We start from the raw sequence: 25,663 nt of genomic DNA, 5'->3' as shown, positions 1-25,663 counted from the left end.
ACTGCTCGGCACAGTCGACAGCATTAGGTGGGAGGAATGGATTCATGGGTCTATTGACGGGCAAGAAGGCGATCGTATTCGGCATCGCCAACGAGAAAAGCATCGCGTGGGCCATTGCGCAGGCGTTCCGGCGGGAAGGCGCCGACCTGGCGGTCACCTATGCCAACGAAACCCTGGCCAAGCGGGTGATTCCGCTCGCCGAAAGCGTCGGGGCGAGCCTTGTTCTTCCCTGCGATGTTCGCGATGACGATGACATCAAGGCGGTCTTCGCCCGGGTCGAGCGTTCGTGGGGAGGGCTCGACACCCTTGTTCATTCGGTGGCTTTTGCCAACAAGGACGAACTGAAGGGGTCCTTTCTCAACACCAGCCGGGAAGGCTTTTCCCTCGCCATGGACATCAGCGCCTATTCTCTCGTCGCCCTGGCCAAGGGAGCCCATCCCCTCCTGAAAGAGCGGCAGGGGAGCATCATCACGCTTTCCTACTATGGCGGACAGAAGGTGTTCCCGAACTATAACGTCATGGGGGTCGCCAAGGCGGCCCTGGAGATGAGCGTCAGGTACCTTGCCGAGGCCGTCGGTCCCGATGGCATCCGGGTCAACGCCATCTCTGCCGGTCCCCTGAAAACCCTCGCCGCAGCGGGGGTGGGCGGCTTCAACCAGATCGCCGGCCACGTGGCCGAAAAAGCGCCCCTCCGCCGCAATATCAGCCAGGACGAGGTGGCCGGAGCGGCCCTCTATCTGGCCAGCGATCTGTCGAGCGGAGTGACCGGGGAAGTGCACTTCGTCGACAGCGGGTATAATATCATAGGGCTTTGACCAACGGGGCCGCTGCCGGCCAAGGAGTTTTCAATCAAACATCTGCACGGCAACCTCATGGGGCTCAAGCCGAGCCAGGTGGCGGCCCTTGAACGGCTCTACCGGCGCAAGGTACCGCCCGACGAACTGATCACCCCAGAACTGGCGGCCCGGATGGTGGACATCACCCGGGACATCCGCCGGCGGGTGGGAATTCTCGTCAACCGCCACGGCTCAGTCGAGTATGTCATTATCGGCGATGAACGGGAGCTCTTCATCCCCGACCTGTCCGACTATCCCCTGGGCCGGCGGCTCCTGCGGGGGCTCCGCTACATCCACACTCACCTGAGAGGCGGTTCCTTTTCCGAGGACGACCTCACCGACCTGGCGCTCCTGCGCTTCGACCTCATGGCGGTCATCCAGGTCCACGATGACGACCGCCGGCTCGCCATCCAGACCGCGTCGCTCAATCCCTCCGATGACAGTGCCCATCCCTACCGCGTGGAGGCAGCCGAGCCATTGGCCGCCCACCGGATGGATTTCGGCGCCTTCATTTCGACCCTCGAGCGTTCTCTGGAAAAGGCCGTTGCCACCGAGTCCCGGGAAGTCGCTGCTGGTCAGGAGCGGGCCATCCTCATCTCGGTCACGAAGCAGCCCCGGGAGGAGGCCGAGGATTCCATGGACGAGCTTCGGGAATTGGCCCGCACCGCCGGCGTGGCAGTTCTCGATGCCGTGATCCAGCGTCCCCGCCAGTTCAATCCCCGCTACCTGATGGGGGAGGGCAAGACGCGGGAGGTCCTGATTCGGGCGCTCCAGCTCGGGGCGACGCTTCTCATCTTCGATCAGGAGCTCTCCCCGGCCCAGGTCCGTTCCATCTCGGCCCTGACCGAACTCAAGGTCATAGACCGGAGCCAGCTCATTCTCGACATATTCGCCCGCCGGGCCACGAGCCTCGACGGCAAAGTCCAGGTGGAGCTTGCCCAGCTCAAGTATATCCTGCCGCGCCTCACGGGGCGGGGGGTGCAGATGTCGCGCCTGATGGGGGGGATCGGCGGCCGGGGGCCCGGCGAGACCAAGCTGGAGATCGACCGCCGCCGCATCAGGGACCGCATCGCCAAGCTGGAGCGGGAGCTGGAGGAGCTTTCCCGGGGTCGCCAGCAGCGGCGCCAGAAGCGGGTGCGGGCCGGCCTTCCCATCGTTTCCATCGTGGGTTACACCAATGCGGGGAAGTCGACCCTGCTCAACGCCCTGACCAAGAGCGACGTCTTTACCGAAAACCTCCTTTTCGCCACCCTCGATACCTCAACCCGCAGGCTCCGTTTCCCCCGGGAGCGCGAGGTCATCATCACCGATACGGTCGGCTTCATCCGCTCCCTGCCCGCGTCTTTGCTGGGGGCATTCAAGGCGACCCTGGAAGAGCTCCAGGACGCGGATCTCCTCCTTCACCTGGTGGACTGCTCCAATCCCCGCATGGAGGAGCAGATCGGACAGGTGGGAAAGATCCTTGAAGAGCTTAAGCTCGGCGACAAACCGCGCCTGGTGGTGTTCAACAAGGGAGACCTGGTGCCCGAGCTGAAGCGGAAGAGTCCCCTGGCATTCATGAAAATCCGCCAGTTGGCCCGCCGCCATGGGGCCATCACCATCAGCGCCGTGGACCGTTCGAGCCTTGAACCGCTCCTGCTGGAGATGGAGCGGCGTTTCTGGCCCGACGAGGCAGGGCCGGATGCGCCGCCCGACCTCTCCTGAGCCGAAACGCCTGTCCCTTCAACCGGTTATCACCCAAAAACCTCCTAATCTTGACAGGTTGGTGAAATACGACTATACTGCCGCATCCGGCATGGCCCGGACTTCCCACATTATTCCCTCGCGAAAGTGCGCGGAAGGGCTCCCATGAATCGATCTTTTTTCCTGCTGGCCATAGTCCTGCTGTTCACACCCATTGCCCAGGCATCCGATTTCCACGCGAACCCCCTTCGGGAGTTGGCCTCCCTGGGGAACGGTTCGTTGCAGGCCGATCTGTCGGGAGTGTTGCCCCGCGTGGGAGCGGCGCGGTCCAAGGCTGCCCCCCTTGCCGAGGGGCGCCGGGCGAATCCGCTGGAGCCGGCCATGGGAGAGCTCATCGTCGTGGAGGACGAGGCATCCCCGGTCGATGACTTCGAACTGCAGCTCCCCGGCCAGGACCTCCCCGAGTCGGACATCCCGCTTGCCCTTAACGGCAAGGTAGAGTACTTCATTACCTATTTCCAGACCTCCGGCCGCAAGTCCTTTTCCCGCTGGCTTTCCCGCTCCGAACGATACATCCCCATGATGCGCGAGGTTCTCAGGAAGGAAGGGCTTCCCGAGGACCTGGTCTACCTGGCCATGATCGAGAGCGGCTTCACCCCCCACGCCGTCTCCGTGGCGAGCGCCGTGGGGCCCTGGCAGTTCATCTCGGGCACGGGCAAGCGCTATGACCTGAGGATCGACCAGTGGATCGACGAACGGCGCGACCCCCTCAAGTCGACCGTGGCCGCCGCCATGTACCTGAAGGAGCTTTACTCCCTCTTCAACCAGGACTGGTATCTGGCCGCGGCAGGCTATAACGCCGGCGAAAACAAGATCCTGCGCGCCATCGACAAATACAACACGCGGGACTTCTGGGAGATATCCAAGGGGTCGTACCTCAAGCGGGAGACCAAGGATTACGTGCCCAAGCTCCTGGCCGCCGCCATCATCGCAAAGGAGCCGGCCCGCTACGGTTTCGCCGATGTGGCGTATCTTCCCCCCGTCGAATTCGACTCCGTTGCCATCCCTTCGCGCACCGACCTGGACCTGGTGGCCAAGCTCTGCGAGGTGGACGTCAAGACCATCAAGGATCTGAATCCGGAACTGCGCCGCTGGTGCACCCCCCCCGACTATCCCGACTACGAGCTCAAAATCCCCAAGGGAAAGCGAAAATCCTTTGATGAGGCGTACGCCCAGATTCCCCCTGACCAGCGCTACATCGAGCGGATCGTGTACAGCCGCTACCGGGTGAAGAAAAGGGATACCCTGCAGGCGATCGCGCGGCGCTACGGCACCAGCGCCGGGGCTCTGGCCGAGGTGAACAAGCTGAAGCCGACCTCGAATATCCGGGGCCGCACCCTGCTGGTGCCGGTGCCGGCAGCACCGGAGGATACTGCGGAAAGGGCCGTTGCCAAGCGTCGCCGCAGAAGGACCAGTCCCGCGAATTCAACAAGTACTACACGGTCAAAAGGGGCGACACCGTGGCCTCACTGTCGAAGAAATTCAATATTTCCCAACGGATTCTGGCCGCGTGGAACAACTTGAAGGGCAAAATGGCCCTTCACCCCGGCAAGCGGATCATCGTCGCCAAGTATGTGGAGAAAAAAGGGGCGATGGTGCCGGTAGACGGCGGAGAGAACAGCTAATACTCGCCATCCCTCACTGCACACACGAATGAAAGGACTTCATCTGCAATGTACAACTTCCTGATTTCCGGCGCGATCGCCCTTATCGCCATTGTCGTCGTCATCCTCGCCGCCGGCACTTCGGCCTGGTGGTGGGCCATCCTGGTGGGGCTGGCACTGTTCGGCGGCTCATTCCTCCTCATCTCTCGCGTGGTCATGAAAAAGGTTCTGGCCCTCATGGAGAGCGCATCCCGGGATATCCAGGCCCAGCGGGTGGAAAAAGCGATCCGCGACCTGAAAGAGGGCCTCCGCTACTCCCGCTGGCAGATTTACGTGGAGGGGCAGATCAACGCCCAGATCGGCATCATCTACTACCTGAAACGGGATTTCTCCGGCGCGTTCCCCTATCTTGAGAAGGCCTTCACCAAAAACTGGGTTGCCATGGCCATGCTCGCCATCACCTACATGAAGCGGAACAAGCGGGACAAAATGAAGGAGACCTTTGAGAAGGCGGTCCAGTGGAGCCCCAAGGAGTCGCTGCTCTGGAGCGTATATGCCTACTGCTGGACCGAATGCGAGGACATGGGACAGGCCAGGGAAGTCCTGGAGCGGGGCCTCAAGAAGATCCCGGGCGACGACAAGCTGACCGCCAGCCTTGAGGCGCTCAAGGAAGGGAAGAAGATGAAGATGAAGAACTACGGCGAGATGTGGCTCCAGTTTCACCTGGAGCGCCAGAGCGTCGTCATGAAGCAACAGGCGGCCGCCATGGGGATGAAGCGGCGGTTCATCCGGAAATAGGCGGCGTCCTCGGACGCATTGCAGTACGAAAAGGGGCGGCTCCGTCCCTTTTTTCATTCGCGGGCAGGTAACCCAAGCCTCTTTCCGGGCCGGACATGAACGATCTCCTCAGAACCCTCGTCGTCCTCGTCGTGGTGGTCTTCCTGCTGCGGCGCACGATGCACCTGGGACTCGTGATGCTCATCGGAGCGGCGACCCTGGCGCTTCTCTATCTGACGCCGCCGCTCGATTTCCTCGCCGGGGCCTGGGTGGCGCTGGCCTCTCCCAATGCGCTGGAGATGACGGCTACCCTCATTTTCACCATGATCATGGAGAATATTCTCCGCTCCACCGGTACCCTGAAGCGGATGGTGGAAAGCCTGTCCGAGGTCTTCCCCGACGCCCGGTTCATCATGGCGTCCATGCCGGCAATGATCGGAATGCTGCCCTCTCCGGGCGGGGCGGTCTTTTCGGCGCCCATGGTGAGCGAGGCCGCGTCCCGCCTGTCGATCCCCGCCGACCAGAAGGCGTTCGTCAACTACTGGTATCGCCATATCTGGGAATACGTCTCCCCCCTCTATCCCGGCATTATTCTCGTGGCCGGACTGGCGCACATCCCCTATCAGAAGATCGTCCTGGCGAACCTTCCCTATGCCCTGTCGGTGGTGCTCTGGGGGTGTGTGTTCGCCTTCGCGGGGGTTGGCCCGACTCCGGCCGGCAGCAGCACGTCCGTGGGGCGGGGGAAGGCGCTGCGGATGTTTCTCGCTGCCGTGTCGCCCATTATGGCAGCCCTGGTCCTGGTGGTGGTCTTCCGGGTGAATCCGGTCCCGGTCATGGGTGGTGTGACCGTGCTCATGTACCTGGCCCACCGGTATTCGCCGGCCGCCATTGTCCGGTCGCTCAGGGAGAGCATATCGCCCAAGGCCATGACCCTCGTCTTCGGGATCATGATCTTTCAGGAGACTCTGCGTCTGACCGGGGCACTGGACGGCATCTCGCGCTTTTTCGCCGAGAGCGGCCTGCCGGCAGTGCTCATCATCACGGTCATTCCATTTCTCGCGGGGGTTATGACCGGCCTCACCGTGGCCTTCGTGGGGATCACCTTTCCGATTCTCATGCCGCTGATGGGGGGCGATGCCCCGTCTTTGGGGCTGCTTTCGCTTGCGTTCGGAAGCGGGTTTACCGGGGTCATGATCTCGCCGGTCCATCTGTGTCTCGTCCTGACGCGCGAGTATTTCGGGGCGGATATGTCCAGAGTCTATCACAGGTTGTGGATTCCTCAGGCCCTTGTGCTTGCGGCCGCCATGGTGCCGGTGTATATTTTCCAATGATTCAACACGCGACACTGCCGCCCGTTGCTGATGTTCGTCGCGGCGGGCCGTGCCAGTCGTTGCAGAGCGAAAAGGAGGGTTCCATGCTGAAACGAATGCTGATCCTGACGATGCTGTCCCTTTCGTCCCTGATGCTGTCCGGCTGCCTTGTCGGCGAGGGGAAGTATCTGAAAAAAGTCGAAGAAGCCGATAACCTGTCAAAGGAGTTGGCAACGCTGCAGGAGAAATATACGGCCCTGTCCTCGGAGAACGAAGGGCTCAAGGGTGCCCTTGCCAAGCTCAAGGACGAGGCTGCCGGTCTCGCGTGCTCCAGGCGAAATCGGACTCGCTCTCCCAGAACATTGTGGAGCTGCGCCAGAAGGTGAGCCAGTTGGAAGCCGAGAATGCCCGCCTGAAGGCCGACATCGCCTCGACCCAGAAGGCCAAGGAGGAGCAGGTACGGGAGGTGAGCAAGACCTACGAGGACCTGCTCGACAAGATGAAGGGCGAGATCGCCCAGGGACAGGTGACCATTTCCGAACTCAAGGGAAAGCTGACGGTGAACATGGTGGACGCCATTCTCTTCGACTCGGGCAAGGCCGAGGTGAAGCCGGCGGGAATGGACATCCTCCAGAAGGTGGTCGAGATCCTGAAGGATGTGAAAGACAAGGCCATCAGGATCGAAGGGCATACGGACAATGTCCAGATCGTCGGCAATCTTGCCAAGCGCTTCCCCACCAACTGGGAGCTTTCCGCGGCCCGCGCCATCAACGTGACCCGTTTCCTCCAGAGCCGGGGGATTGACCCGGCCGTGCTGTCTGCCGTGGCCTATGGGGAGTATCATCCCGTGGCTCCCAACGACACCGATGAAGGCAAGGCTAAAAACCGGCGCATCGAGATCATCCTCGTGCCCAAGGACGCACCCTGACGCACGATGTCCATGAAGAAGAAAAGTCCGCAATCCGGACAGAAAAAGAATGAGTTCTCCCCCAGTCCCTTCAGCGGCCTCAAGGGTTTCCGTCCCGAGCCGGCCACCCCGGAGAAAACGCCGCCGACGGTTGCCCCCCCTCCGCCCCGGAGCATGGCGGAGCCCGACGATCTGAATCTTTTCCTGAGGGAGATGGCCGGCGTGCGCCGGATGGATCGGCCGGACAAGGGACAGTCGGCGCAGCATCAACGGAAGGAGCCGGCCGGGCCGGCACGGGGCGCTGGCGATGATCCGGCGAAGAGTCTGGAGGCTGCCGACCAGGCGGCCTTTGCCGAAGCCATCGCGCGGTTGAAGCTCGATGTGAATTTTCGCGAAAGCCTGCCGGGCGATAGCGGTGCTCCCCGCCCGGTGAGCCGGTTGCGCCAGCTCAAAAATGGCCAGATACGGATCGATCTTGAGCTGGACCTCCACGGGCTCACCCGGGAAGAGGCAGTGGCGAGCCTGGAGCGGTTTATCGCCGGTGCCCATCGGAGGGGCCAGAAGGCTGTCCTTGTCATTACGGGAAAGGGGAACAACTCTTCCGGCGAGCCGGTGCTCCAGGGAGCGGTCCTTTCCTGGCTCCGGGAGCGGGGCAAGGGCATGGTGGCCGAATTTGCGCCGGCCCCCCGGGACATGGGGGGCAGCGGCGCAGTGGTTGTTTTTCTCCGGACGATGAGAGTCAAAGCGGGCTAGTGTCCCGATTGGCCAGTAATTTCTCGTAATTGTGGTCCTTTTGACCGCTGCCGTCGTTACGGCTCCCTGACGTAGCCGGGCCAGGCCTGCGTCGCCGCGCCGTGGCAGCAGGCAAAATACCTCGCAAGTGCTTCCAAGGGCTAACCACACGAGACACGAGCGGTAATCACGGATCAGTCAGGAGGCGGTCGTGTTCGGACTGTTCAAACGGAAAAAGGCTGATCCCGCCATCTTCGACAGCGCCGAAGCCGCCTTCGACTACGCCTGCCGGAACCTGGAAAACCGCATTCTCCTCGAAGCGGTGATTCCCGCCCTGGTGGAGGAATTTGTACGCGTAAGTCCCGAGGGGGAGCGCTACTTCCGCATCCGTCTGGCCAACCGCCATGGCGGCCAGGCCATCGAGGCGTGCACCCTCAAGGAGTCCTCCCGCGCTCCCTCCGTCGGCGACCTGATCGGCTACAAGGTGGTCCGGTACGACCCTGACATGCCGCCTCCCTTTGACCTTCTCGCTTCATCGCCTACCGGTTCGAGCCCGTTCACGTGCCGGGCAAGGGGTGGCGCACGGCCGAGAGCTTCATTCCCGACACCATCAAGCCCACGCTCCGGATGTGAGCCCCGCTCCCATGCTTTCAATCCTCCTTGAAAACCCTCTTCTTGTGTTGTTTCTCGTGGCGGCAATCGGCTATCCCCTCGGCAGGATCAAAATCCGGGGATCGAGCCTCGGGGTTGCGGCCGTGCTCTTCGTGGGGTTGGCCATGGGATCGCTCCATCCCGAGCTGAAGCTTCCCGAAATCGTCTATGTCCTGGGCCTCGCCCTGTTCGTCTATACCATCGGCCTCTCCAGCGGACCCGCATTCGTGGCGTCCCTGCGGCGGGAGGGGGTCCGCAACAACGCCCTGATCATCGGGATGCTCCTGGTCGCCGCCGGGCTTGCCGTGGGAGCCCAGCGGCTCCTGGGGCTTACGGGCACCGTCACCGCCGGCCTCTTCGCCGGCAGCCTCACCAATACCCCCGCCCTGGCCGGGGCCCTGGAAACCGTCAAGCACATTGCTTCGCCGGAACTGCGTGAACTGCTGCTGGCCGAACCGGTGGTGGGCTACTCGGTGGCCTACCCCATGGGGGTCATGGGGGTGGTGCTCGCCATCAGCCTGGTGCAGAAGCTCTGGAAAATCGATTATGGCGAGGAAGGGAAGCGGCTCAGGCTTGCCGGAACCGCGTCGGAGGCGCTGCGGAGCATGACGGTACGCATCGCCTGGCCCGGGGCGGGGCGCCACACCGTGGCCGAACTGGCCCGCCATGAGAAGTGGGACGTGATTTTCGGCCGGATCAGGCGCGGGGATTCATATCTTCTCACCGGCCCCCAAGTCCGCTTCCAGCCGGGCGATCTCGTCACCGCGGTGGGGACTGAGACGGAATTACGGCGGGTGGCCGCCTTTCTGGGGGAAGTGAGTGAGGAGGAGATCACCGTTGACCGGAGCGAGTACGACTACCGGCGGATTTTTGTCTCGAATCCCCGGGTGGCGGGGCGGCAGCTGGGAGAGCTGAACCTGTTCGAGAACTACGGTGCCACCATCACGCGGGTCCGGCGCGGCGACGACGATTTCCTGCCCCATGACGACATGGTCCTCGAACTGGGCGACCGGGTGCGCGTCGTCACGCACCGCGACCACATGGCGGAAGTGACGGCCTTTTTCGGCGATTCCTACCGGGCCGTGAGCGAGGTGGATATCCTCACCTTCAGTCTGGGGCTGGCCCTGGGACTTCTGCTCGGGATCATCCCCATCCCCCTGCCCGGCGGCATCACCCTCAAGCTCGGTTTCGCCGGCGGACCCCTCATAGTGGCGCTGATCCTCGGCACCATCGGCCGGTCGGGCTCCATGGTCTGGAGCCTGCCCTACAGCGCCAACATGACCCTGCGCCAGATCGGCCTGGTATTGTTCCTTGCCGGAGTCGGCACGCGGGCGGGCTACGGCTTCGTCACCACCCTTGCCAAGGGTGGCGGATTGGCCATCTTCGCTGCCGGAGCGGTGGTCACCTGCCTTACGGCCCTTGCCACCCTCTGGATCGGCCACAGACTCATGAACATTCCCATGAGCATCCTCATCGGCATGGTCGCCGGCCTCCAGACCCAGCCCGCCGTTCTCGGCTATGCCCTGGAGCAGACCGGCAACGATCTTCCCAACATCGGCTATGCCTCGGTCTATCCCGTGGCCACCATCAGCAAGATTCTCATTGTGCAGATACTGCTTACGATGCTCATGTGATGTCCTGCCGGGTTCAGCCGCTTCCGGCGGGGCATGGTGAAAGTGGCCTGGTCGTTTTCATGTCAACCTGCTTGTCAAGGCGAGCGCCTTGGGCTACTGTGGCCTGCGATCGTCATGTTCCCGCGAGGTCTTTCATGTCCGTAACTCTCGATGAAATCAAGCAAGTCTACCAAGAGGCCGACTGTCTCTTCTCCGAAGCAGAAGTGGAGGCCGCCATCGACCGGCTTGCCGCCGCGGTCACCGAACGTCTGGCCGAGGCCAATCCCCTGGTTTTCTGCGTCATGAACGGGGGGCTCATCGTCACCGGCAAGTTGCTGCCCCGGCTCGGGTTCCCCCTGGAGATCGAATACCTCCATGCCACGCGCTACGGGCACCACATCTTCGGCAAATCCCTTGACTGGCGGGTGCGGCCCGCTGTGGACCTGAGAGAACGGACGGTTCTGGTCGTGGATGACATCCTGGACGAGGGGGCAACGCTCGACGCCATTGCCGAATGGTGCCGGCAGGAGGGGGCGGCGGAGGTCCTCACCGCCGTGCTCGTGGACAAGGAGCATGACCGGAAGGCCCGGCCGGGGTTGAAAGCCGACTTCACGGGGCTTGTGTCCCCGGACCGTTTCCTCTTCGGCTATGGCATGGATTACAAGGGATACTGGCGCAACGCGCCGGGGATCTATGCGGTGAAGGGGTATTAGCCGTTCAGGGCGGGCCCGGGGATTGCCCCGGTACGCCCTGAACGGCTCGGGCACCACTTAGGGTTGCTTCCATACGTAGGTTTTGCTGATGCTTGCGGCGGCCTGGTCAGTGGAAATCTCGGCGCCCGAGACGTCCAGCACTCGGTAGCTCAAGACCTTGAAGTCCGCGTTGCTGACATTCTGTGTGGTCGCGTTGTAGTTCGGCACGAATCCCGGCTTGAAGTCGAACCAGAGCGAGCCGAACGTCCCGAACTTGACCCCGTAGGGATTGACGAGCAGGAACTTCACGGTGTCGCCCACGGTGGGGTCCGTCGAGGGGGTCAGGGCGGATGAGACGAGCGTGCCGGTGTTCAGCATGCTGTTGTCCACCATGACGACCGTTGCCGGATCGAGGAAGTACCTGCCGGGGTGAGCGGGTCCAGTTTCGGCGTGATCCCCACGGGGAGCTGCAGCACGACTTCGAGGCCGTAGAACTCCGTGGGCGCCGGCTTGATGACGGTGCCGGTAAGGGCCGTGGCGGTGGTTGCAAGGACCACCTGCAACGGCTGGGCAAGGGCCGATGCCGATGCCGCGAGAAGGATGGCGAGACTCAATACTGCCGCTTTCATGGTTCCTCCTTCGTGCGTGAGTGGTGGGCGCGGCCAAAAAAAAAGAAACAGCCTGCCCCCTGAGGGACGCGGAACTGTTTCTTCGCCAACCCGGCTATCCCGCCATTACCGGCGGGACCCGCAGCTTTGTGCCCCCCGGTTGCCCGGGGTTTACCTCTTCGAAAACAGTGCGTAACGGATTATGGATCTGTTGAGGCAATTTTAGTCTGTGGCAGCATGGTATTGCTGTGAGCGGCGTCACAGAACAGGGGACTGACCCCCTGGTACCCCGAGCGCCGTCCGAAACCCATATCCACTTTTCTGAGGCGTCCATGAAACATTTTTTTCACTTCGACCGCCACAACACCACCTACCGCAGGGAGACGGTGGCGGGCATCACCACCTTCCTGACCATGGCGTACATCATCATCGTCAATCCCGCCATTCTCGAAGCGGCGGGCATTCCGCGGGGCCCCTCCACGACTGCCACCATCGTGGCCGCGGTCTTCGGCACGGTGGTGATGGCCTTGTACGCCAACCGCCCCTTTGCCATTGCCCCGTACATGAGCGAGAACGCCTTTATCGCCTTCACCGTGGTCAAGGTGCTGGGCTATTCATGGCAGACTGCCCTGGGTGCGGTCTTCGTGGCGGGCGTGCTGTTCACGGTCCTGACCGTCTTCAAGGTGCGGAGTTGGCTGGCCGAGGCGATCCCGCTCTCGCTCAAATGCGCCTTTGCCGTGGGCATCGGCCTGTTTCTCACCTTCATCGGCCTGAACGAAACCGGTCTCGTTACCCTCGGCGTGCCGGGGGCGCCGGTCAAGATGGGCAACATCGCCTCACCGTCGGTGCTCCTGGCGGTCTTCGGCTATCTCCTCACCGTGTTTCTCATGACGCGCAAGATTCACGGGGCCATCGTCATCGGCATCGTCGCCACCACCGTCCTGTCGGTGGCCTTTGGAGTGACGCCCATGCCGACCGAATTCGTGAGCATGCCGCCGGATCTCTCGCCGATCCTGTTTCAGCTCAACATCGGCGATGCCCTCGACATCCGCTTCTTCCCCGTGGTCCTTACCATTTTCATCATGGCGTTCCTCGATACGGTTGGCACCCTCATCGGCCTTTCCATGCGGGCCGATCTGCTGGACGAGCAGGGTAACCTGCCGGAGATCGAGAAGCCGATGCTGGCCGATGCCCTCGCCACTACCGTGGCGCCGCTGCTGGGCACCTCCACTACCGGCGCCTACATCGAATCGGCCACCGGCATTGAGGAGGGGGGGCGCACCGGCTTCACGGCCCTGGTGGTGGCGGGGCTCTTCCTGCTGTCCCTCTTTTTCGCCCCGCTCTTCACCATCGTGCCTCCCCATGCCTACGGCATCGCCCTCATCGTGATCGGTTCCTTCATGATCGAGCCGCTCCGCCGGATCGATTTCGAGGACTTTACCGAGCTGGTTCCAGCCTTCCTCACCATTGTGCTGATGATTTTCACGTACAACATCGGGGTCGGCATGAGCACGGGGCTTCTCACTTACCCCCTGCTCAAGACCGCCGCCGGCAAGAGGCACCAGGTCTCTGCAGGCATGTGGGTGCTGGCGGGGCTCGCGGTGCTGCTGTTCGTCTTTTTCCCCAAGATGTGAGCGTGGCGGATCTCCGACGCAAAAAGGCCCGCACATGGTGGCGGGCCTTTTTGCGTCGGGGCGGGAAACCTTAGCCGTGCTCGACCGTCACGGCCAGTTCCTCCAGTTCATTCTCCAGGTGGGTAACCAGCCCTCTCACCGCTTCCCGATGCCCGTCCGACAGCCCGTCCACCCCGGCCAGGGCGGTTTCGAGGCGCCGCGCCGCGGCAAGAGCGCCCTTGACCGCGACCGCCGGGTCACGCACCGGCTCCTGCCTGCTCCCGGCGACCTCCTTGAACTGCTTCAGCACCGTGGGGTGGCTCCGCTCCTCCTCCACGACCCGCTTGCGCAGGTCGGCGTATTCCTGTTCTGAAAAGCCCTTTTCCTCCCGGGCCTGGCGCAGGAGATCGATGGAGCGGTAGTCGGGGAGGGGACGGGGTTCTTCCCGCCGGGCCAGGAGCTGGGGTTCGTGCTGCTCCATGAAGCGATAGGCCAGCGTCAGCTTCCGGGCCGTTTCCTTCTTGATGCGGACTTCCCTGGTGCAATATTCTTCGAAGCTGCCGTATCCCCAGTCCCGGTAGAGATTGCGGTTGTTCACGCCGAGCAGTCGGTCGCCCAGCTCCACCCAGGATGATTTGAACTTTTTCGCGGTTTCCAGTACCTGAAAGCGCTCCGATGAGGGGTCGAGCTCCTCCATGATCCGTTCGATATGGCGTTCGCCGGAGGATTGGGGCAGGTCGGTCATTGCTGGTTCTCCTGTGAGGGGTGACGATGGTATTCATGAGCCTATCACAAGTTATGGCCCGTCAGGAACGAAGAGATTGCCGCTGCATGGAATTTTTGCTTTGAGCCGCCGGGGGTTCGGGCTACAATTCCCCGGATTGACTTCCATTTCCACATTACGGAGCATTCGACATGACACGACTGAACATCCTCATGGCTGCATCCGAGTGCGTCCCCTTCGCCAAGGAGGGGGGGCTTGCGGACGTGGTGGGGGTGCTGCCCAGATACCTGGCCCGCATGGGGCACGATGTGCGGGTGGTGATGCCGCGCTACTACCGGATCGACCCGGAGCGGTACGGACTGACGCGGCTTCCCGGCGTGCTCGTGGTCCCCATGGGGATCATGGGCAACCAGTACTGCGGCGTCTGGGAGGGGCGGCTTCCCGGCTCCGACGTGCCGGTCTATTTCCTCGAACACGAGGGGTACTACGGCCGGGAAGGGCTCTACGAGGAAGACAACATCGGCTACATGGACAACGACAACCGGTTCATCTTCCTTTCCCGGGCCGCCATGGAACTGCCCAGGATGATCGGCTTCGCGCCCGATGTCTTCCATGCCCACGACTGGCACACGGCCGCGGTGCCCGTATTCCTGAACACCCTCTACCGCGACGACCCCCTGGTGGGCGGTGCCGCATCGGTGCTCACCATCCACAACATGCAGCACCAGGGGAATTTCTACCCCGGCGCCATGGAGGTCCTGGGCATCGGCTGGGAGCACTTCACCTTTCTGGGGCTCGAAAAGGACAACCAGACCAACCTGCTCAAGGGGGGCATCTATCACGCCACGGTCCTTAACACCGTGAGCGAGGCTACGCCCGGGAGATGCAGACGCCGGAGTACGGGTGGGGGCTCGACGGCGTAGTGCGGGCACGGGCCGCCGATCTGGTCGGCATCCTCAACGGCGTTGATTACGACGAGTGGAACCCGGAGACCGATCCGCACATCGTGGCGAACTATTCCAGTGCCGACCTGTCGGGCAAGAAGCTGTGCAAGCGTGACGTGCAGCGGTTCTTCGGCCTGCCCGAGCGGGAGGACGTGCCGTTGTTCGGCATGGTGGGGCGGCTGGTGAAGCAGAAGGGGATCGACATCCTGGCCGAAGCGATTCCCCGCATCCTCGCCCTGGACGTACAGGTCGTCATGCTGGGGGCGGGCGAGCCCTGGTCGCACTTCTACTTCGGAGACGTGAAGAGCGCCTGTCCCGAACAGTTCGGGCTATATATCGGCTACAACAACGGGCTGTCCCACCGGATCGAGGCGGGGAGCGACTTCTTCGTGATGCCGTCGGCCTTCGAGCCGTGCGGGCTCAACCAGATGTACTCGCTGCGCTACGGCACGCTTCCCGTTGTCCGGGCCACCGGGGGACTCGACGACAGCGTGGAGAACTTCGACGAGCAGAACCTGACCGGCAACGGCTTCAAGTTCTGGAGCCACGATGCCGACTCATTGTTCGACACGGTGGGGTGGGCGGTCCATACCTGGTACCACCGCAAGGACGCCATGTCAGCCCTCATCGGCAATGCCATGGCACAACGGTTCACCTGGGAGGATTCGGCGGGCGCGTATGAGGAGCTCTACTTCCGGGCGCTGCGCAAACGGCTCGGCGTGGGCGTCTTTGTCAGGCGTTTCGGGGGATGATGAAAAAGGGGGATGGCCAGTGGCCATCCCCCTTTTTTCTCCAGGAATCAACTGTTACTTCTTGTGGCATTCGCCGCACTTGGTGGGGCCTTTCCCCATCTCCTTGTGACAGCCGGTACAGGTCTTGTGGGCCCAGTCCTTGCCCATGCCGGCGATCTTGCCCCCTGCCTCGGTCTCGTGGCAGGCTTTGCATTCGCCCTTCACCCCGGCGTGCTTCTTGTGGTCGAAGGTGACGTTGCCGTTCTTTGCTTCCAGGACCACGACCGTGTCGTGGGCAACGGCGAGGCCGGCACAGAACAGGGTGAGTAGTGCGGCTGCTATCAGTCGTTTCATGGCGCTCCTCCTTTTAGTGCGAAAGTCTGCCCCCAATTGTACGGGGACACGGCCCCTTTGCAAGGAGCACCACACATTTTTCTTTAGTTATCAGGCCGGTGCCGGAATCCTTGCTGCGCTCGAACGGCCCACCTCCGCTGTTCTGCCGGTTACCCGCGCCGGCAGGGCTGCCGGCACCCGTCTCAGGTGGCCGCTTCCTCTCCCTCCGGCTTCGCGCCTGCCTGCTGCGCCCATTCATCCAGCTTTCGCATGACGGCTTCAAAGGTTTTCCGGGATATCTCGGGCAACTCCATGCCGAAATCCTTCTTGGCCATGTCGAAGCCCTTCACGACACCTTCCTTGATCTTTTCCAGGAGGGCCACATCGCCTCCGGCCAGGGAGGCGGCAAACTCCACGATGCGGTCCGACGTCTGTTCAACCCCCCAGTAACCGTCGTCCGCCACCAGCTTTGCCGCCTCATCGGGGGTCAGGTCCTCCAGGTTTACCGTTTTCCCCCCGCCCGCATCGATGGCCGTGGCAATGTCCTGCTCCGTGAAGGTCTTCGCCACCAGCTCGCGCAGCATGAGAAACTTCGAATCAAGGAACTGCTCCCGGTCCAGCGGCTTGCCATAGGTGACCTCCCTGGTTTCCCCGGGGGATTCGCCGATAGTTACCCGGTCTTTGACCTCGTTCCGGACGTCCTTGTCACCCTTTCGCTCCGCTCCGCGGAGGAGTTCGTCGTTGCGCCGGTCCCGTTCCGCTGAATGCGGTGAGCCGACTCCACCCATGCCGATGCCTCCGACCATGACACGACCTCCTCACAAAGGGAAAATGTCCATCTTTTAAAGAGTAGTGTAACAAATTGAAAGCGAATTTCAAATGTCGTCCGCGGGTTTTCCGTTCTGCTTGCCGTACTGCTCTTCCAGATATTCCACGAAATCGATGTGGCGGTTGATGAAGGTGAGGTTGTGGCGGCTTTCGTAGATGAGGATGGCGCTGGCGGCGAAGAGGAAGAGGCCGCCGGCCAGGGCGAGGGCGGTGGGGATCCAACTGGTGTCGCTGCTGCCGTAGGCCACGTTGAAGGCGATGCCGAGGCTCGATGCCACGAAGAGGCCCGTTGCCGTGTAGAGGGCCGCCAGGGCGTGTTGGATGAGCCGGGCGCGGACCCGCTGTTTCTGCACCTGTACCCTCAGGAACGCCATCCGTTCCGCCGCAAAGGGGAGCGTTCCGGCAAGGACCGACTCGATCTCGCTTTTCAGGCCGTTGACCCGGTCGAACACGCGCCCCAGCCGGTTGGAGGTGGAAAAAATGAGGGTGCCCGCGGCGGAAATGAGCACCGCCGGCGTGATCATGGAGGTGAGCACTCGGGCGCCGGAGAGCGCTTCGAGCAATTCCTTGTCTTGGAGCATGGGGGCCTCTCAGTCCCGGTAGCGGCGCAGCAGGTCTCCGTAGGCGTCGATCCGCCGGTCGCGCAGGAAGGGCCAGATGCGCCGGACCGCCTCGCTGCGGGCCAGATCCAGTTCGGCGATGAGCAGTTCCTCGCCGTCGTTGGATGCCTGGGCAATGATCTCGCCCTGGGGGCCGGCCACGAAGCTGGAGCCCCAGAACTGGCTGCCGGGGAGAACTCCCGAGGGGTCCGCCTCATGCCCCACCCGGTTGACGCTCACCACCGGGATGCCGTTGGCCACGGCATGGCTTCGCTGGATGGTGACCCAGGCATCCTTCTGGCGGATCTTTTCCCCGTCCTCGTCACGGGGGTCCCAGCCGATGGCCGTGGGATAGATGAGGAGGTCGGCGCCGGCCAGGGCCATGAGCCGGGCGGCTTCGGGATACCACTGGTCCCAGCAGACCAGGACCCCGAGGTTCCCCGCCGAGGTCCGGATCGGCTCGAAGCCCAGGTCGCCGGGGGTGAAGTAGAACTTCTCGTAATAGCCCGGGTCGTCGGGGATGTGCATTTTCCGGTAGGTGCCGGCCATGGAGCCGTCCTTCTCGAAGACCACGGCGGTGTTGTGGTAGAGCCCCGCAGCCCGCCGCTCGAACAGCGAGGAGACGAGCACCACGCCGAATTCCTTGGCCACGCCGCCGAGCAGTTCCGTGGTGGGGCCGGGAATCGGCTCGGCCAAGTCGAAATGGGCGGTATCCTCGTTCTGGCAGAAGTAGGGCCCCGCGTGCAGTTCCTGGAGCACCACGAGCCGCGCGCCCAGGACGCTCGCCTTGCGGATGTTCTCGATGCTCTTGGCAAGGTTCAGATCCTTGTCGGCGGTGCAGCTCTGCTGGACAAGGGCGACGCTCAGTTTGGACATGACAGAACTCCTTTGGGCAACTGCATGGTTACACAGTGGAGGGAACCGTGCTGCATGATGAGGGGCCGGCAGTCGATGCCGACGATCTCGCGGTCTGGAAACGCCCGGCCAATGGCCTCCAGGGCCGCCTCGTCCGCCGGGTCGTCGTAGACCGGGACCAGAACGGCGCCGTTGATGACGAGGAAGTTGGCGTAGGTGGCCGGCAGCCGCTGTCCCTCGTGATCGAAGCAGGCCCGGGGCCAGGGGAGGGGGATGAGCCGGTAGGGGCTCCCTTCGCGGGTGCGCAGGTTCGCCAGCTCCTTCTCCATCATGAAGAGCGCCGCATAGTGCTCGTCAGCGGCGTCGTCGCAGCGGACGTAGACGATGGTATCGTCCGGTGCCAGGCGGGCCAGGGTGTCCACGTGGGAGTCGGTGTCGTCTCCGGCCAGGAAGCCGTTCTCGAGCCACAGGACCCGCTCGGCCCCCAGGTGGCAGGCAAGAGCCTCCTCAATCTCCGTCCGCGAGAGGTGGGGGTTGCGGTTGGGATTCAGAAGGCACTCGGCAGTGGTGAGGATCGTGCCCCGGCCGTCGCTTTCAATGCTTCCCCCCTCCAGGACGAGCCCCACCGTTTCGGTGGGGATATGGCCGAAAACGCCCAGGTGGCCAAGGCGGCGGGTCACCAGGTTGTCCCGGTCCGCGGCGAACTTGAGGCCCCAGCCGTTGAAACCGAAATCCAGCAGCACGGGACGACCGTCCCGCTCCACGGTAAGGGGGCCGAAGTCCCTGGCCCAGGTATCGTTGGTGGGAAGTTCCACGATGGTTACCCGGTCCATGCGGGCGCCCACGGCCTCCAGGAGCGCGGCGGTCCGCTCGCCGTCGGCCGCCGCCACCAGGGCGGTCTCGAACCGGGTGATCTCTCGGACGATCTGGGCGAAGACCGGCTCCACCAGCCGGAGCCAGGGGTGCCAGTCACTGTCGGGATGGGGCCAGGCGATGAGCACCCCGTCCTGCTCTTCCCACTCTGCGGGGAGGCGTATGGTCATGGCGATACTTCCTGACGGCATGGGATTAAAAAAATAAGTCTAGGGAAATCGGGGGCGGAATGCAATGGATCATTTCCGATACCAGGGCTGTGTAATCGTTGTTAAATATTCATGTTCTCTGAACTGACATGGAATTGTTGCTGTTTTGGTATTGAATTGCTTTTTTCTAAAGTTTGGTCGGATCGTGCCGATATGCTTATGTAAATGATAATAACATTAGCTGGTTATGTCGAGTTAGGAAATTATCTTTATTCTGGAAGGAGACTGGATACGATGAAAGCGTGGCGGGACTTGAAAGTGAGGACAAAGATTTTCGCCCTGGTGGCCGCAGGGTGTCTGGGGCTCGTGGTGCTGGGAGCAATGGCACTCAACAATATGCGCGCCCTGAGCAACAGCGTGAAGGAGGCCAACACCGGCATGGAACGCGTGGCGGGCTTTTCCGGCATGAAGAGCGATTTCCTGGAGATGCGGCTGGCGCTCGTCTACATGCTCGCCATGAAAGATGCGGAAAAGATTGCCGGTAAGGAACAGGAGTTTCTGAAGACCGCCGACAGGATCAAGCAGATCCTCGGCGATCTGGGCAAGCAGGAACTGACGGATGGTGACAAAAAATCCCTTGCCGAGTTCAGGGGCGGTTTTGAATCCTACATGGAGAAGGGGACGAGACTCGCCGAACAGATCAAGGCCGCTGCCGCCAAGGGCGATGAGGCGGGCCGGGCCGAGGCCGTGGCCTTTGCCACCCAGAGCGTGGCCCCCCTCTACGACACCCCGGCAAGATCATCGCATCGATGGTGCAGGAAAATATCGCAGGAGCTCACCGGATGTACGAAGCGGACATGGCCTCGTACCGGCGTTCGTTCATCGTGATGGTGGTGATCGTGCTGGCCGTGGTCGGCTTTGCCGCCGTTGCGGGCATGGCCATCGCCGGTTCCATCAGTGCCCCGCTCAACAAGGTGCTCGACGTTCTCACCAGCGTGGCATCCGGTGACCTGACGGCCCGGGCCGACGTCGACAGTGCCGACGAAATGGGGCTGCTGGCGCGCGAGGTGAATAGTACCGCGACCAAGATCAACGAGATCATCGGCATGGTAGCCCAGAACGCCTCCCAGGTGACTGCCGCGGCGACCCAGCTCCATGCCACATCCACCCAGATGTCCACCGGCGCCGAGGAAGTGGCCCAGCAGGCCGCCACCGTGGCCACGGCCAGCGAGGAGATGGCCGCCACCTCGGCCGAGATCGCCCACAACTGCTCCCTGGCCGCCGAGAGCTCCCGCCATGCCAATGACCGGGCCGAGACCGGTTCGGATGTGGTCCAGGAGACCCTCACCGTCATGAACCACATTGCCGAGCGGGTCAAGGATTCAGCGCACACCGTCGAATCCCTGGGTGAGCGGAGCGACCAGATCGGCGAGATCATCGGCACCATCCAGGATATCGCCGACCAGACCAATCTCCTTGCTCTCAATGCTGCCATCGAAGCGGCCCGTGCCGGCGAGCAGGGGCGCGGCTTCGCCGTGGTCGCCGACGAGGTGCGGGCCTTGGCGGAACGGACCACCAAGGCCACCAAGGAGATCTCCCAGATGATCAAGGCGATCCAGGGGGAAACCAAGGGGGCCGTGATCTCCATGGAAGAGGGGGTCAGGGAGGTGGGAAAAGGGACTTCCAACGCATCCAAGTCGGGCGAGGCCCTGCAGGCGATCCTGGAGCAGATCGGCGGCGTTACCATGCAGGTGAGCCAGATTGCCACCGCCGCCGAGGAGCAGACCGCAACCACGGGGGAGATAAACAACAACATTCAGCAGATCACCGAGGTGGTCCAACTCACCGCGCGAGGCGCCGAGGAGTCGGCCCAGGCCGCAGAACAACTGGCGAAACTTGCCGAGGAGCTTCAGGGCCTGGTGTGCAAGTTCAAGCTCGCCTGAGCATCGTCTGATATCCGCAAAACCCCATCAGTTCCCCCCTGTCAGGGGCCGGTTTCGACCGGCCCTTTTTTTGTCTCGCGAGGGCAAACGTATACGCTGTCCGGTGCCCGGCGTGCGTATACGTTCACGGAATGGCGGCTGAGGTGCTGTGCTGCCGATCCTGGCTTTGTAAGAGCCCGCGCCTGTTGCCGGCTTTTTTGTAACAAATTGTATTTTACCTAAAGTCAATCGGGAAAATCCCGATATGGAGTAGTGTAATGCCTGCAACGAATCGTGACACCCTGGTGGGTGGGATATGGTGCGATCCGCCGGAGTAGCCGGTTGCTGTCATCCCTCGATGCGAAGGAGTTAACGCGGATGGTCACCATGAAGATCAGATCAAAGATGCTCTGTATCCTTCTCTTTCCCCTGCTCGGCCTTGTCTACTTTGCCGCCATGGAAATGGCGGGCAACTACCGCGCCATGGCAAGCGCACGAAGCGTGAGGACCCTGACGCAACTGGCGGTCAAGGCGAGCGCCATGATTCACGAGGCGCAGAAGGAGCGGGGCATGACCGCCGGGTTCCTGGCGTCCGGAGGGGCCCGTTTCGGCGATGAGCTGAACCGCCAGCGCAACGAAACCGACAGCCGGATCAACGATCTCAAGACGTTTGTCGCGGCCAACGGCGAAGGGCTTGCACCGGTGCGCGCGGCACTGGACACGGCCATGGCCGATCTGGGCCGGCTTGGCGACATCCGCGGATCGGCCACGTCGCTCCACCTGGCGGGCAAGGACTCGTTCGCCTTCTATTCGGGGCTCATCGGCTCCTTTACCGATCTCGTTACGCGGATCGCCCGCACCAGTTCCCACCACGATCTTTCCCGTGAGATCAGTGCCTATGCCGCGTTCATCAATGCCAAGGAGCAGGCGGGGCGCGAGCGGGCAACCCTCAATGCCGTATTCACGGCCGGTTCCTTCGATGACGAGACCTATCGCCGCTTCGTTTCGATCCTGGCGGCTCAGGACGCCTACCTCCGCCTTTTCGCCGCCTATGCGAGCGACGGGGCCGTGGCTCTGCTCAAGGATAAGATGGCCAGCCCCGCCGCCGCCACGGTAGATGAAATGCGCAGCAGGGCACTTGAGCGGCACCGGGAGGGAGCGTTCGGCGTGGACCCCCGGGTCTGGTTCACGACCATTACCGAGAAGATCAATGCCATGAAGCAGGTGGAGGACCACCTCTCGACCGGGGTCATGGCAACGGCTGACCGGCTCGCCACTGCCGCTTCAACGGCCATTGTCCGCGACGGAGTCATCACCCTGGTGCTTCTTGTCCTGGCACTCGCCGGGGGGCTCCTTCTCGTCGGCAGCATCACGGCCCCTTTGCGGACCATGCTTGCCATGCTGAAGGACATGGCCGAAGGGGAGGGCGATCTCACCAAGCGCCTCAATGCGGACAGGACCGACGAGCTGGGCGAGATCAGCGCCTGGTTCAACACCTTCACCGACAAGCTCCACGGCATCATTTCCCGGGTCGCCCTGACCACCGCCGAGGTGGCGTCGGCGGCGGCCCATGTCTACGATACGGCCGAGCAGATGGCCACCGGCGCCGAGGAGGTGGCGGCCCAATCCGGCACCGTGGCCACGGCCAGCGAAGAGATGGCCGCCACATCCGCTGAGATTGCCCAGAACTGCTCCCTGGCGTCGGAGGGGGCGAACCGTGCCTCCCTGTCGGCCGATGACGGGGCCGGCGTGGTGGAGTCCACCGTGCGGGTCATGGGGCGCATTGCCGAGCGGGTGAACGCGGCGGCCCGTACCGTGGAAAAGCTCGGGGCGCGGGGGGAGCAGATCGGGGAGATCATCGAGACGATCGAAGACATTGCCGACCAGACGAACCTGCTGGCGCTGAATGCCGCCATCGAGGCGGCCCGTGCGGGGGAAGCCGGCCGGGGCTTCGCGGTCGTGGCCGATGAGGTGCGTGCCCTGGCGGAGCGCACCACCCGGGCGACCCGCGAGATTGCCGGCATGATCAAGGCGATCCAGTCGGAAACCCATGATGCGGTAAGCTCCATGGAAGAAGGCGTGCGGGACGTGGAAAGCGGCACCGGCGAGGCCGCCAGGTCGGGTGAGGCGCTGGAGGACATCCTTTCGCGGATCAACGACGTGGTCCACGAGGTGCACCAGATCGCAACCGCCGCCGAACAGCAGACCGCGACCACGAATGAGATCAGCCGCAACATGCAGGAGATTACGGATGTCGTCCAGCAGACGGCACATGGCGCCCAGGAGTCGGCCCTGGCTGCGGAGCGGCTCAAACGCCAGGCCGAGGAGTTGCAGCGGCTGGTGGGGCAGTTTCGGCTGGCGGCATAGGGCGGCGTGGACTGTCGGGATGAGTGCTCGGGAGGATAGGGATGAGAATGCCTGCACGGCCGGCAGCACTGACGTTGTCCCTCAAACTGATCCCGCTGGACCTGCCGGCCTTGCCGAAGAGCAGCATGCCGCAGCGGGGCGGTTCAGGGCCGCCGGGTAGTGGTTGTCCGCCAGATGTTGCCGACAATGCCGGGAGTTCCCGGCATTGTCACTTCTCCTCCGCAAGGTTGTCCTCATCTCCGCTCAGCGTGAAGTAGAAGATAGCCCCCTTTTCCAACTCCGCCTCTGCCCAGATTCTGCCCCCGTGGCGGCGGATGATCCGGTCCACCGTGGCAAGGCCCACGCCGGTTCCGCCGAACCACCCTTCGCCGTGGAGCCTCTGGAAGGGCTCGAACAGCTTGCCCGCGTACCTCATGTCGAAGCCCGCTCCATTATCCTTCACGTAATAGACCGGGGTGCCCGCATCCTGGGTCACGCCGAACTCGATGGCTGCATCCGGGTTCCTGGCCGTGTACTTCCAGGCATTTTCCAGCAGGTTCCGTAGCGCCGACCTGATGAGGTCCGGGTCGGCGCAGCACTCCAGCCGGTCGGGGAGGGTGACCGACACGCGGCGCTCCGGCTCCGCCGTGTTCAGTTCGTCAAGGATCTCACGGGCCAGTGCCGCCAGATCGACCGGTCTGCAGCGCAGGGCGTCCCGGGACATCCGGGAGAGATTGAGCAGCGCGTCGATCAATTCCCCCATCCGGCTCCCGCCGCATGGATCCGGCCCAGGATCTCCACTCCCTCCCCATCGAGCTTGTCGCCCTGTTCATGGAGCAGGACCTGGGCGTAGGAGGCGATGTGGCGCAGGGGAGCCCGCAGGTCGTGGGAGACCGAGTAGCTGAAGGAACTCAGCTCCCGGTTGGCGTTCTCCAGTTGGGCCGTCCGCTCGGCAACCCGCAATTCCAGTTGGTCGTTCAGGGTGCGGATTTCCGCGCGCGCCTGCTCCACCTCGGTAACTTTCGTGGTGAGCTCCCGGTTGGTGCGCTCCAGCTCCTTCGTCCTTTCCGCCACCAGGCGACGCAACAGCGCCGGCTGGCGCTGGGTGGAAAAGAACAAGGCCCCCACCAGCAGCGAAACCGTCACAGCCAGCCCGTAGCCGGGAACATAGAGGGGAGAGCACGGCCAGCCCCCCCGGGGCGCCACCGCCAGGACCCATTGGCCGTTGGGCACCTCTATCACGTGGGTGACGGGGGCCGGGAGGGGGGAGTCGGTGGAGCGGGCAATGCTCTGACGCTTTCCCGTTTCAGAGTGGGAGCGGTATAGTTCGTAATCGTAACCACTCTGGGCCAGGCTGCCCAGGTTGGTTGCCGGGAGAAAATCCTGGAGGCGCAGGACCGCGATGACAAATCCCCAGAAGCGCTCCGGTCCCGCTTCCGTTTCCAGAAAAACCGGCAACCGGCCCACCAGGGCCGTTCCCCCTTGCCTGAGCTCCAGGGGACCCGCCAGGGTGAGTGAGCGGCTGTTGATGGCGTGCAGGGCCTCGGCCCGTTGTGTCGGGTCGTCCAGCAGGTTGAAGCCGACGGCCTTTTCATTGCCCGCCCGGGGATAGACGGCCGAAACCTTGCCGTGGGGGGCCAGGTCCAGCGCGCTGATGCCCCCGTACTGCGTTATCATGTCGGCTGCCAGGCTGTCGAAATCCTTGATGGAACCGTAGGCCCGGAGAATGGAGGCCAGGACGTAGGTGGGGGAAAGGGAGCGGGAGAGCTGCCGGTCCAGGGAATGGGCCGCCCCGGCGGCCACTTCGGCCACGATGTGCCGCTGTTCCTGGTGATAGCGCTGCTCCATCAGGGTAACGATCGTCGCGCTCACGGCAAAGACCAGCACCGCAACCACCAGGGCCCGCACGAGGGGGTCCCCCTGTCTTGCAGATGCCGTGCCGTCTTTGGCGTGATCGCCCTGAATCATGTAAGGCCCCATCGATTCTGCGCAGTTTGACGCTGAAATGAATCCTGTCTGTGACCCCGTAGGTACGGGTAAGATGGCACTCATTGAGTATAACCTAAAAAATAACTTTATTCGACGCTGAGTTGTTGTCCGCCGGCCAGGTTTTCCGATGGACCTCCTCACGAGTGTGTCGTGGTACAGACCTGTATGTCACACTATCGTGCCACGGCACACTTGACAGTGTGTAGATACGGCAGGTCATGACGTTGCCGGTTGCCCATCGGTCGGGTAACGGACATGTATCAATAGTGAATCATTGATGTTTT

At 62.9% G+C, this 25,663-nt stretch carries 15 protein-coding genes, 7 pseudogenes and 1 other annotated feature; of the genes and pseudogenes, 14 read left to right on the top strand and 8 right to left on the bottom strand.

All coding sequences use genetic code 11. From position 1 onward, the window contains the following. Positions 1–44: 44 nt before the first annotated feature. The 10 genes and pseudogenes from A2G06_11715 to A2G06_11670 all read left to right on the top strand — a co-directional run bounded on the left by A2G06_11715 (position 45) and on the right by A2G06_11670 (position 10,886). A complete protein-coding gene (locus A2G06_11715) occupies positions 45–815 on the top strand; it encodes an enoyl-ACP reductase (GenBank protein ANA40827.1) in 771 nt (256 codons plus the stop codon). A 57-nt stretch (positions 816–872) separates the two neighbouring features. Continuing rightward, positions 873–2,540 (top strand): GTPase HflX, encoded by a 1,668-nt coding sequence (locus tag A2G06_11710; GenBank protein ID ANA40826.1) that lies wholly within the window; start codon positions 873–875, stop codon positions 2,538–2,540. A 144-nt stretch (positions 2,541–2,684) separates the two neighbouring features. After that, positions 2,685–4,204, top strand: a pseudogene (locus tag A2G06_11705) (lytic transglycosylase). Positions 4,205–4,252: 48 nt separating this feature from the next. Then, complete coding sequence (locus A2G06_11700) at positions 4,253–4,981, top strand: hypothetical protein (GenBank protein ANA40825.1); 729 nt, start codon at positions 4,253–4,255, stop codon at positions 4,979–4,981. A 95-nt stretch (positions 4,982–5,076) separates the two neighbouring features. Beyond that, positions 5,077–6,291, top strand: coding sequence for a hypothetical protein (locus A2G06_11695; protein ID ANA40824.1), 1,215 nt, complete (start codon positions 5,077–5,079; stop codon positions 6,289–6,291). 83 nt (positions 6,292–6,374) lie between these two features. Next, positions 6,375–7,198 (top strand): annotated as a pseudogene (locus A2G06_11690) (chemotaxis protein MotB). A gap of 12 nt (positions 7,199–7,210) precedes the next feature. Continuing rightward, positions 7,211–7,930 (top strand): DNA mismatch repair protein MutS, encoded by a 720-nt coding sequence (locus A2G06_11685; GenBank protein ANA41672.1) that lies wholly within the window; start codon positions 7,211–7,213, stop codon positions 7,928–7,930. 190 nt (positions 7,931–8,120) lie between these two features. Beyond that, positions 8,121–8,542, top strand: a pseudogene (locus A2G06_11680) (hypothetical protein). Positions 8,543–8,553: 11 nt separating this feature from the next. Further along, entirely contained in the window at positions 8,554–10,194 is a 1,641-nt protein-coding gene (locus tag A2G06_11675; protein ID ANA40823.1) for a transporter, read from the top strand. Positions 10,195–10,328: 134 nt separating this feature from the next. Continuing rightward, positions 10,329–10,886: a hypoxanthine-guanine phosphoribosyltransferase gene (locus A2G06_11670; GenBank protein ANA40822.1), complete on the top strand. Its 558-nt coding sequence runs from the start codon at positions 10,329–10,331 to the stop codon at positions 10,884–10,886. A 57-nt stretch (positions 10,887–10,943) separates the two neighbouring features. Here A2G06_11670 and A2G06_11665 read toward each other — a convergent pair. Continuing rightward, a pseudogene (locus A2G06_11665) lies at positions 10,944–11,494 on the bottom strand (hypothetical protein). An 81-nt stretch (positions 11,495–11,575) separates the two neighbouring features. Further along, positions 11,576–11,659: a binding site (cyclic di-GMP riboswitch class I), on the bottom strand. Between the two features lie 146 nt (positions 11,660–11,805). On the opposite strand from A2G06_11665, the gene A2G06_11660 reads away from it, so the two are divergent. Beyond that, positions 11,806–13,107 carry a guanine permease gene (locus tag A2G06_11660; GenBank protein ANA40821.1) on the top strand — a complete coding sequence of 434 codons (1,302 nt, stop codon included), beginning with the start codon at positions 11,806–11,808 and terminating at the stop codon, positions 13,105–13,107. A 70-nt stretch (positions 13,108–13,177) separates the two neighbouring features. On the opposite strand, the gene A2G06_11655 is transcribed toward A2G06_11660, so the two are convergent. Further along, positions 13,178–13,831, bottom strand: coding sequence for a hypothetical protein (locus A2G06_11655; GenBank protein ANA40820.1), 654 nt, complete (start codon positions 13,829–13,831; stop codon positions 13,178–13,180). Between the two features lie 170 nt (positions 13,832–14,001). Between A2G06_11655 and A2G06_11650 the strand changes: the two are divergent. Continuing rightward, positions 14,002–15,506, top strand: a pseudogene (locus A2G06_11650) (glycogen synthase). A 54-nt stretch (positions 15,507–15,560) separates the two neighbouring features. Here the strand turns inward: A2G06_11650 and A2G06_11645 are convergent. The 5 genes from A2G06_11645 to A2G06_11625 form a co-directional block, all read right to left on the bottom strand. Further along, on the bottom strand, positions 15,561–15,839 hold the full coding sequence (locus tag A2G06_11645) for a cytochrome C (protein ID ANA40819.1): 279 nt from the start codon (positions 15,837–15,839) through the stop codon (positions 15,561–15,563). 182 nt (positions 15,840–16,021) lie between these two features. After that, entirely contained in the window at positions 16,022–16,624 is a 603-nt protein-coding gene (locus A2G06_11640; GenBank protein ID ANA40818.1) for a hypothetical protein, read from the bottom strand. A gap of 69 nt (positions 16,625–16,693) precedes the next feature. Then, positions 16,694–17,209 (bottom strand): hypothetical protein, encoded by a 516-nt coding sequence (locus A2G06_11635; GenBank protein ID ANA41671.1) that lies wholly within the window; start codon positions 17,207–17,209, stop codon positions 16,694–16,696. Positions 17,210–17,236: 27 nt separating this feature from the next. Then, on the bottom strand, positions 17,237–18,121 hold the full coding sequence (locus A2G06_11630) for an acyltransferase (protein ANA40817.1): 885 nt from the start codon (positions 18,119–18,121) through the stop codon (positions 17,237–17,239). After that, the gene (locus tag A2G06_11625) at positions 18,109–19,143 is read right to left on the bottom strand and encodes an agmatine deiminase (GenBank protein ANA40816.1); all 1,035 of its coding nucleotides are present in this window, start codon (positions 19,141–19,143) and stop codon (positions 18,109–18,111) included. Before A2G06_11625 ends, A2G06_11630 begins: the two co-directional genes overlap by 13 nt. Before the next feature lie 273 nt (positions 19,144–19,416). Here A2G06_11625 and A2G06_11620 point away from each other — a divergent pair. Then, a pseudogene (locus tag A2G06_11620) lies at positions 19,417–21,065 on the top strand (chemotaxis protein). A gap of 357 nt (positions 21,066–21,422) precedes the next feature. Next, positions 21,423–23,411 carry a chemotaxis protein gene (locus A2G06_11615; protein ANA40815.1) on the top strand — a complete coding sequence of 663 codons (1,989 nt, stop codon included), beginning with the start codon at positions 21,423–21,425 and terminating at the stop codon, positions 23,409–23,411. Positions 23,412–23,619: 208 nt separating this feature from the next. Here A2G06_11615 and A2G06_11610 read toward each other — a convergent pair. Beyond that, positions 23,620–25,358 (bottom strand): annotated as a pseudogene (locus A2G06_11610) (histidine kinase). Positions 25,359–25,663: the final 305 nt, after the last annotated feature.

The sequence above is a fragment of the Geobacter anodireducens genome, from assembly GCA_001628815.1.
In the GTDB taxonomy this organism is placed as follows: Bacteria; Desulfobacterota; Desulfuromonadia; order Geobacterales; family Geobacteraceae; genus Geobacter; species Geobacter anodireducens.
The sequence above is the reverse complement of the archived record's forward strand: the minus strand, read 5'-3'. Positions and strand labels throughout refer to the sequence as shown.